The organism is Dyadobacter sp. AC419 (genome assembly GCF_979253085.1).
This window is the reverse complement of record NZ_CEEDCD010000022.1, coordinates 285,706-293,584: the sequence shown is the minus strand read 5'-3', so window position 1 is coordinate 293,584 and position 7,879 is coordinate 285,706. Positions and strand designations below refer to the sequence as shown.

The 7,879-nt window shown below is 46.5% G+C and carries 7 protein-coding genes; all 7 read right to left on the bottom strand.

Features of this window, described 5'->3' with window-relative positions; all coding sequences use genetic code 11:
- Positions 1-75 precede the first annotated feature (75 nt).
- Positions 76-2,304, bottom strand: coding sequence for a hypothetical protein (locus AC0IYG_RS20305; protein ID WP_471712884.1), 2,229 nt, complete (start codon positions 2,302-2,304; stop codon positions 76-78).
- 101 nt (positions 2,305-2,405) lie between these two features.
- Positions 2,406-3,233, bottom strand: coding sequence for an exo-alpha-sialidase (locus tag AC0IYG_RS20300; protein ID WP_471712883.1), 828 nt, complete (start codon positions 3,231-3,233; stop codon positions 2,406-2,408).
- On the bottom strand, positions 3,193-3,576 hold the full coding sequence (locus AC0IYG_RS20295; protein WP_471712882.1) for a hypothetical protein: 384 nt from the start codon (positions 3,574-3,576) through the stop codon (positions 3,193-3,195). The genes AC0IYG_RS20300 and AC0IYG_RS20295 overlap by 41 nt, the downstream gene beginning before the upstream one ends.
- The gene (locus AC0IYG_RS20290) at positions 3,577-5,835 is read right to left on the bottom strand and encodes a ligand-binding sensor domain-containing protein (RefSeq protein WP_471712881.1); all 2,259 of its coding nucleotides are present in this window, start codon (positions 5,833-5,835) and stop codon (positions 3,577-3,579) included.
- Complete coding sequence (locus AC0IYG_RS20285; RefSeq protein WP_471712880.1) at positions 5,832-6,230, bottom strand: HAD family hydrolase; 399 nt, start codon at positions 6,228-6,230, stop codon at positions 5,832-5,834. The genes AC0IYG_RS20290 and AC0IYG_RS20285 overlap by 4 nt, the downstream gene beginning before the upstream one ends.
- Complete coding sequence (locus AC0IYG_RS20280) at positions 6,187-6,894, bottom strand: hypothetical protein (protein WP_471712879.1); 708 nt, start codon at positions 6,892-6,894, stop codon at positions 6,187-6,189. Before AC0IYG_RS20280 ends, AC0IYG_RS20285 begins: the two co-directional genes overlap by 44 nt.
- A complete protein-coding gene (locus AC0IYG_RS20275; RefSeq protein WP_471712878.1) occupies positions 6,857-7,783 on the bottom strand; it encodes a bifunctional heptose 7-phosphate kinase/heptose 1-phosphate adenyltransferase in 927 nt (308 codons plus the stop codon). Before AC0IYG_RS20275 ends, AC0IYG_RS20280 begins: the two co-directional genes overlap by 38 nt.
- Positions 7,784-7,879: the final 96 nt, after the last annotated feature.

Genomic DNA, 7,879 nt, shown 5'->3' with positions numbered 1-7,879 from the left:
ACTCTTCTCTGGCAAGAAAGCATGGGCAAAAACATTAATAGAAAAAAGTAAAAATAACGTTGAATGTGCATATGGCTACTTTTGAGAACCACTGATGACGCCGAGATAGCGTCCCATCCAGTAAGGCAAAAGCCAGATATCACCTGCACTATATTCCGAATCACCTTCTTTTTCAGCCCTGTCGAGACCGAACATGTTCGCATTATGACGCTGAATCGGACGCTCGTCGGGAGGAAGCACTTTTTTGGTGGTCTGTCTGCGGAAATTCGGAGCGATGAAGTCGATATCTTTCCGATGACTGTTCTTAATGTTCCAATCGATGAGGTCGAGCGGGTGCTCTTGCAAATACCAAACCGCTTCTTTCAAATCAAAATCTTTAACACCTGTCAATGCGGTGAAAATATTCCATGCACCTTCTTTTTCGGGGCGCTCAACTTGCCAGTGATCGAGGATTTGCTGTTTGTAATGTGCTTTCAGCGTGTCGTTAAAAGCATAGCGGTAAAGTCCCCAGTAACCCACAAAATACATTTCGTCGTCTGAATGGTTCCAGCCGTCGGACATGTGCTTGCTATGCTCGTCTGCATCTTCCGGCGCCATGCCGATGACCTTCATAGGCCGCATCATGTTTTCAAAATAGCCGTGCTTTTTCATTAATTCGAAAGCCTTGGCCTTATATTTCTCTTTTTTGGTAAAATGGTAAGCGGTTTGAAGCATCGACACAATGTTGGAAGAATTCAGCTTCCGATCGCCCACATTAACTGGAAAAGCATTCACGTATTCAGGATTCCATTTGCCCCACATCGTTGGTTTTCCGTCGAAATCAATCAGATAAAGATCATTTTTAACAATGTATGACATCACCGTGTCGATAAGCGCGACGGCCCGTTTTTTCATAGCGGGATCGTCGACCAGCTCAGCCATTGCGCCAAATGCGAAAATGTGACCGATGATCTCGTCGCTGCTCGTGGTTGATTTCCAGTCCCATTCTTTTTCAACGCCATGCTGCCAGCGCTCGGCATCGCTCAGTTCCTTGATATGACCAGACCGCTCAAACGAACGCGCCGGAAAGCCGGGAATGTGCGTAACCGAATACAACCGCTCCATTGCGTCCAGTGATTCGCGACAATTTTTGAGCGTCTCAGGATCTTTGGTAACGGCATATTTGAAAATTTCACCGCCCAGATACATGGAAGTCCACAGGCCGTCATTATCAGAATCCTGCATAAAACCGGTCGCCAGGTTTCCGCGGTCCATGTCAACAACGGAAGCATTGAAGCCGTTGCGGATATGGCGTTTTCTGACCTGATCACTATAATAGGCAGCTTTTTCTTCCAAAGACATGGATTTGAATTCAATTTGCCCTAATCCTTTGGTTGTTAATATCAAAGCAGACTTTTTCGGCCCTTCGGCAATGTCAACGACCGCATTGCCCGGAAGCCAGCGTTCGCCATTGTAATAATCGAATTTTCCATCGGCACGAAGTGCAAATGCACCTTCTTCTGAACCGAACCAAACTTTCCCGGCGATCTCTTTAACTGCTGTAATCTTGTTCACAGGCAGTTTATTATGCATTTCTCCTGCTTGTTTTTTGGTCAAAATATCAAAAACAATGTAGCCTTCGCTCGTGCCGATAACGATGTTTTTATCTTTATTGGCAAGATCAAATGCTGTGAAATTGTTTCCCGAAAAAGCTTTGGTTAATGCATTATTACCTGGATTAAAGCTGTATAAAGACTTGCTGCCCAGAATCCAGAACATATTACTATTGGCTTGAAATACAATATCCAATGCCTTATCGTCTGGCAAGTTGCCATTCCACAGTGTTTTGGAATCTCTCACCAGTTCAAGCGATTTTCCATCAGAAACCAGGAATGTAAATTCATTCCCACCCGCAAAAAGCGTGGCTTGCGGCAATGTGTGCTTGCAAAATAGCGTTCCGGCCCAGGCGTTGCTCACCACAGCAGACTCGGTCAGGTAAGTGAATTGCTCTTTATATGTTGTGATTGCGGCAATTTTTTTGTCTTTCATGAACCGGTAACTGTTGTCCGTCGTGATCGTGCCAGGATAGAGGAACTGGGCGTTTTCGAGGCGTAACAAACCGTCTTTGCCCAAAATCTGCACATTGCCGTTGCGGTCAGCACTAACCTGTTTCACGTTTGTTTTGGCGTCCGCGTAGTATTTGACACTGTAATCTTGGGTGAAAGGTTTGTCCTGGTGGAAAGTTTGGGCTGTGGTTTGGGTGACTAGGGCCAGGCTGGCTAAGAGTAGGAATGAGTAGTGTTTCAGTTGGGTGATTTTTTTCATTGCTTTTTTGGGTTTTAGGAGTTTGGGTTTTGCTTTTGGATTGCCGGGCGGAGGCCTGTGAATAAGGTTACACGAAGCGTTAGCTTCTCGCTAAAAGGTTTTTATAAGGTTTTTGGGTTGATGGTGGTGTATTTGATGGATTTTTTGTCTTTTTCGGGGTGATAGGAATAGGTCATGTGGAGCATTCCGTCGGTGGTTTGAATTAACGAAGGATAGGAGTAACTGCCTTTTTGGGAGCTGTCATTTTCGATCAATGTTCTTTTCCAGGTCTTTCCTTCATCATCTGACATTCGGAGACTGAGCTGATAGCGGCCGCCTTCAATGTCGTTGCCTAAAAATGCCCATTTGCCATCTTTCAAAACCAGCACTTCTACGCTCGCCGTGTTTGGAATGTCCGTTTTCTTTGTGGCGGTCCATGTTTGCCCTTTGTCTGAGGACTCGCTGTAATGTACGCGGTTGGGTGCGTCGCCGCTGTCGCGCATGTAAGCGAAGAGGTTGCCATTCTTTTTAATGCCTAATGCTGGTTGGATAGGGCCTCTTCCCACGATGGGAAGGGAAGGTTTCCATGTTGTGCCGTTGTCTTCGGAAATAGCGGTTATGGATAAATTGTAGCCGTCGGAATAAAGCGGGAGAATAATGCGACCGTTTTCCATTAGTAATGGTTTGATCCGTGTCATCCAGCCAATGCTGCGCTTCACCGGATCTTTGGCGGCTTCTATGATCATGTCGTCGTATTTCGGCGCATATCCGCCCCAGCCGGCCGTAGTACGTGGAAGGTTTTTGAATTTTTTCTGAACTTCGGTCGCGAAAGCGCTGTCTGGCTTTAATAGAATATTGTCTTGCCAGGTCCAATTCGGTGCGCCGGTGCCATTGTAATCTGTTGTCGTTTTAAACCGTAAAATGGACTGTTCCCAAAGATTGGCTTGCACCGCAATCCAGATTAAAAACAACTTCCCCTCTGCATTCATAAATAAAACCGGATTGCAGATCCGGAATATGCGGCGTATCGGCCATCAGGAAAGGGTTACTCCATTTGTTTTCGCCTTTTTTCAGCCTGGCGCCCATGATGCGGACGTCGTCGGCGGTGCGTTCGCCGCTTCCCTGAAACCAGGCCACGAGGAAATCACCGTTTGGCAAGCTTACAATGCTGCTGCCATGAACGTGCTGCTCTTGCTGTGGGAAAATCAGCATTTGCTGTTTAACTGCACTGTTTTGGGCAAAAGACACGCTTAATAACAAAAGCCAGAAAATGGTTGGTAGTAATGTTTTCATCTAATCTCGAATCATCTTCATGTAACGTCCCATCCAATACGGCAAAAGCCAGAAAACGGGCTCCCGCTCAACCTGCGGATTTCCACCGGCAACGGTCCACGGATTTTTGTCCCAACGAACCGTCATCCGAATGCTTGCAGGCTGCAATGTGTTCACTTGCTGATCTTCGAGCACTGGTTTTCGCACGATGTGAATGTCTTCCCGTTTGCTGTGATCAATGGGCCAATCGACCAGATCCAGCGGCGTATCTACCAGAAAATCAATGGAGTTTGCCAATTCTGCCCGCTCGCCGGATGCATAGCAATATATGAAGTTAATGAGTGGATTATGATCTCCTTTCCGCTTGCCAAACCACTCATTTAAATGCGTTTTGTAGAATTTCAGGCGCTTTGGATCACGTTCGCATTTAAGGAAAATCGGATATAAATAAGCTTGCAAAACAACATCAAAATAGATCAGCCAGGCTGGATTTTGGCTGGTGACCTGCGACATGTTTTCCAGATATTTTTCCTCATTAATCAGTCTCAGATATTCATCTTCGTACTTTTTGTCACCTGTCATATGGTGGGTAAGCAAGATGAACGCAAGCACTTCCATTGAATTTTGGTTGCGGTCGGGGAGCCATTCCGGATCGCGGTTGAGCTTGCCGGGCGACCACACGGACCAGCGTGTATGCGTGCCGTCGACGTCTGTCAAGTTGAGGTTATTTCTTATTAAGTGGTCAACGATTTTGGAAACGTGTTTGGCGATCACCTTCTTTTCTGCATGGTCAGCCACCAATGTGTAATAGAAATAATATCCGAACATATGTCCGCACATTTCATCGCTGCTGGTGTCGCCTTTCCAAAGCCACTTTCCATCCTTAGACTTGTGCCAACGAACTTCCACAGGCTTGAAACGCGGCTCTTTAACCAGTTCGTCGGCTTTTTCCCGCGCTGTAAATGTCCGGTTTCCGTCGTGCACATTCGTCCAGGAGGAAGGGACAATTGTTCTTGCGAAAAAGCCGTCGGTGTCCGTGACTTCCTGCAACAGTTTCAGAAATTCGAAGGCTTTGGAAGCATTTGCCCTGGCTTCGGGGTTTTTAGTTGAAGCATATCTGAAACTTTCCATAGCCAGATAATTGCCCGTGTACTCGCCATCATTGTCGTCATCTTCGCGCTGCCAGGAAGTTGTGTCGCCCGGAATGCGCAAATGCGCCTGACCTGCGATCCACGGAGCGCGAATGTGGCGCTTCATTAAAACGTCGTAGAAAAAGTCACTTTTTTGTGCCAATGTCATTTTCCTTTTCCTGATCGCACTTATGCCCTTCGGGGTCGCAATCCACGCAGTCCCTTCCCGGTCGAAAGCAATGTGGTTAACCTGATCGTCCATTAACCAACGCCGCGAAAAAAGGAGTGAATGACTTCCGTCTGGTTTGAAACGCACAACGCCTGCCTGCGTTCCAACCCACATGGCGCCATCTGGTGCGCGGCGAACCGCGGTTGCGAACACGGTTGGGATTCCATTTTCGGGTGTGAGCGCACTTAGCTTCTTATCTGAATCCCGGATGGTTATGCCGCCGAGTCCGGCAACCCATAATTTTTGATCTGAATCAAATGCAAGGCCCTTGGCATAACCGCTGATCAGATCGTCAGTTTTGTAGAAATGGCTGAGTTTTTTCTTTGTCCAATGATATAAGCCAACATCCGTTGCCATCCATAACCCACCATTTTTATCTGAAACAATGTCCCGGACCGATCTTGCAATTGGGTCATTAATCGGCTGAAATCCTTTTCCATCATTAAACCAAAAACCATTTGGCCCTAATGCATACACGCCTTCAGTTGCTGCACAGACCGCTGAGATAGGGCCTTTCGGGCCAGTCACTTTCGCTAATTGACCATTTCTAAAAGCAAATAAGCCATTCCAGTTTCCGAGCCAAACCGTGTTTTTCTGATCCGGTTCAACTGCGAATGCGGGACCTTTGTCGTCGCCTGTTATCACTTCCTGCCAGCCTCGCTCGTCTCTCTTTTTCTGATAAATTCCTGCACCGGTTGCGATCCAAATGTTTGATTGCTGATCAGCTGCGATGCTCCTTACATCATTATTGGCATCGCCGCCGGGTAGTGTGTAAGCATCATGGAATTCTTGCAAAAAAGGCTTATCCTGGTAAGTTGAAACCTCCTTAACCGCAGGCTTCTCGTCCCTGCATGAGAGCAGAACTGTTAATAATATTGGTAAAAACAGGGTTAGGAAGAGTCTGGTGGTCTTGCCCGTCATGCATTTGCATAATTTACACTTTCCTGAAAGAGCAGATTGACAAGTTTTTTATATTGAGAAAAATCTGGGATCAGCAAATGTGCGCCTGCCTTGACAAGGCGTGGACGTTTGCCTGGGTTATGGCCAAATCGCTGCACTTCATTGCTCGTAATGCCGACTGAAACACCGCCGGCCCTTCTTCCTTCTCGAATTTCATCAGGCCCGTCGCCAAATACGGCCAGCTCATTTCCCCGCAGATCGTTGTCTTTAATGATCTTTTCAATAATCATTTTCTTTGAAAACTTGGTGTAATCTTTCAATGCGCCGTAAATTCCGCCATCGAATAAATGTGCATATCCAAGCATTTCAACTTCATGCTTCACATCCGCCTCGTCGGTTCCGCTTGCCAGATACATGGTCACGCCCCCTTTGTTTCAATTGATTGAGAAAAGCAACAGCGCCTTTCATGGTGTAATCTTCCTGGGAAAGCTCTCCGGTAACGAGCTTTTCCATGCGCTTATTGACCATTTCCATCAGCGCGTCATTATATAAGGCTTTGTATTGAAATTTATCCAAAATCTCATGCTCCGGAACGAAGCCAGATTCTCTGACTAGACTCACCAAGCCTTCCATCTGATAGATCGTCTGGATGCCCGTGGTTTTGTGAATAAATTCCTTAACCTGACTTAAAACGAGGTTGAATGTGTTGGGATCCACGGTTTCATAATGTTTGTCAAGAATTGATTTCATCATAACCGGCTCCATAATCTCTTCCCAGCCCTGCCTCAGCGAACTGATCGTGCCATCATGATCGAAAACGGCATAGCGTATATGTCCCAGTTTTTCGAGGACGCCTTGTTCGCAAATCTCAAATTCGCTGTCCCAGAAGTAAACTGCATTGCGCTCGTTATCGGCCAGATCGGCATTGTAAATGAAATCAGGTTCGTTGCTGATCGCCAGAATCTCCTCCGCATTGGCAGTTCCGGTGGTGTATAGCTTTTGGACTGTGACTGCTGCCGCAAAGTTTGCAAAAGTCGCTGCCTCAAACGGCGAAAATCCTGCCGCCAAACAAAGCGTCATGGCGCTGATGGCCGTGTCGCCCGCGCCAACCGTGTCCAGCTTGTTTTTCCAGTTGTAAACCGTGAATTTCGTGTGCGCCGGTTTCGTCAAAAGCAATAATGCCTCTTTCTCCGCATGTCACAAAAACGGGCTTTTTATATTTCTCAAATATGGATTTCCCATATCGCTTCACATCATTAATAGGAACATTATCAGCCGGGTTGACGATATGCCCGTTCAAAGCTGCTATTTCGCGGTCGTTGGCTTTTAGGAATGTATTTTCAAAACGGTCGTTGAAATGCCGGGAGTCCAGCATCACGATTTTCTCACTGTATTTCGCAAACAGCGCATTTGCTTTTGCTATAAATGACTCATTATTAATGCTTCCGGTGACTTGCTGGTTGAATATCAACGCGTCACTTTGCAGCAATGCTTCTTCCAAAGCTTCTAATATCAGTGAATCCGTCTCCTCACTCCGCTTATTATATACACCGAAATCAATCCGCGGCTCTTCATTCCCGTCAACGAGCCTTTTGAGATAACTATATGTATTGAAATGCTCATTTTGAATAAAGAGCGCAGTTGTATCAGCGCCAAGTCCCTGCAATTGCGAAGTCAACTCGCGGCCCTGCATATCATTGCCAACGACGCCGATCACCTGGATTTTCGAAGGTTTCAGCGCGGAGAGATTAGCGACCACATTGGCTGCTCCGCCCGGCGTATAGTAGTGGAGTGCAACTGCCTGGGCTTTCAAGCCGGTTTCAATGGAAATTTCCGAGCCGCGCTCATCCATGATCCAGTAAGAGTCGAGGCAGAAGTCGCCGTAGACCGCAATTCTGGCCGATGATATTTTTTCAAGAATGTGAAGTATGCGGTTTTGGTCCATGTGAATGATGCGGGCTGGCTGCAAAAATTTATTGGTTGGCTTTCTAACGAAATATATACTCGTTATCTCAAACGGCAGGCTACTTGCATTTTGGCCATTTTGATGAAATATTAAAAAATT

Excerpts from the sequence above, each read along its gene's own strand:
- AC0IYG_RS20305 (WP_471712884.1), bottom strand. The coding sequence starts at position 2,304 with ATGAAAAAAATCACCCAACTGAAACACTACTCATTCCTACTCTTAGCC.
- AC0IYG_RS20295 (WP_471712882.1), bottom strand. The coding sequence starts at position 3,576 with ATGAAAACATTACTACCAACCATTTTCTGGCTTTTGTTATTAAGCGTG.
- AC0IYG_RS20290 (WP_471712881.1), bottom strand. The coding sequence starts at position 5,835 with ATGACGGGCAAGACCACCAGACTCTTCCTAACCCTGTTTTTACCAATA.
- AC0IYG_RS20285 (WP_471712880.1), bottom strand. The coding sequence starts at position 6,230 with ATGTATCTGGCAAGCGGAACCGACGAGGCGGATGTGAAGCATGAAGTT.
- AC0IYG_RS20280 (WP_471712879.1), bottom strand. The coding sequence starts at position 6,894 with ATGACGCTTTGTTTGGCGGCAGGATTTTCGCCGTTTGAGGCAGCGACT.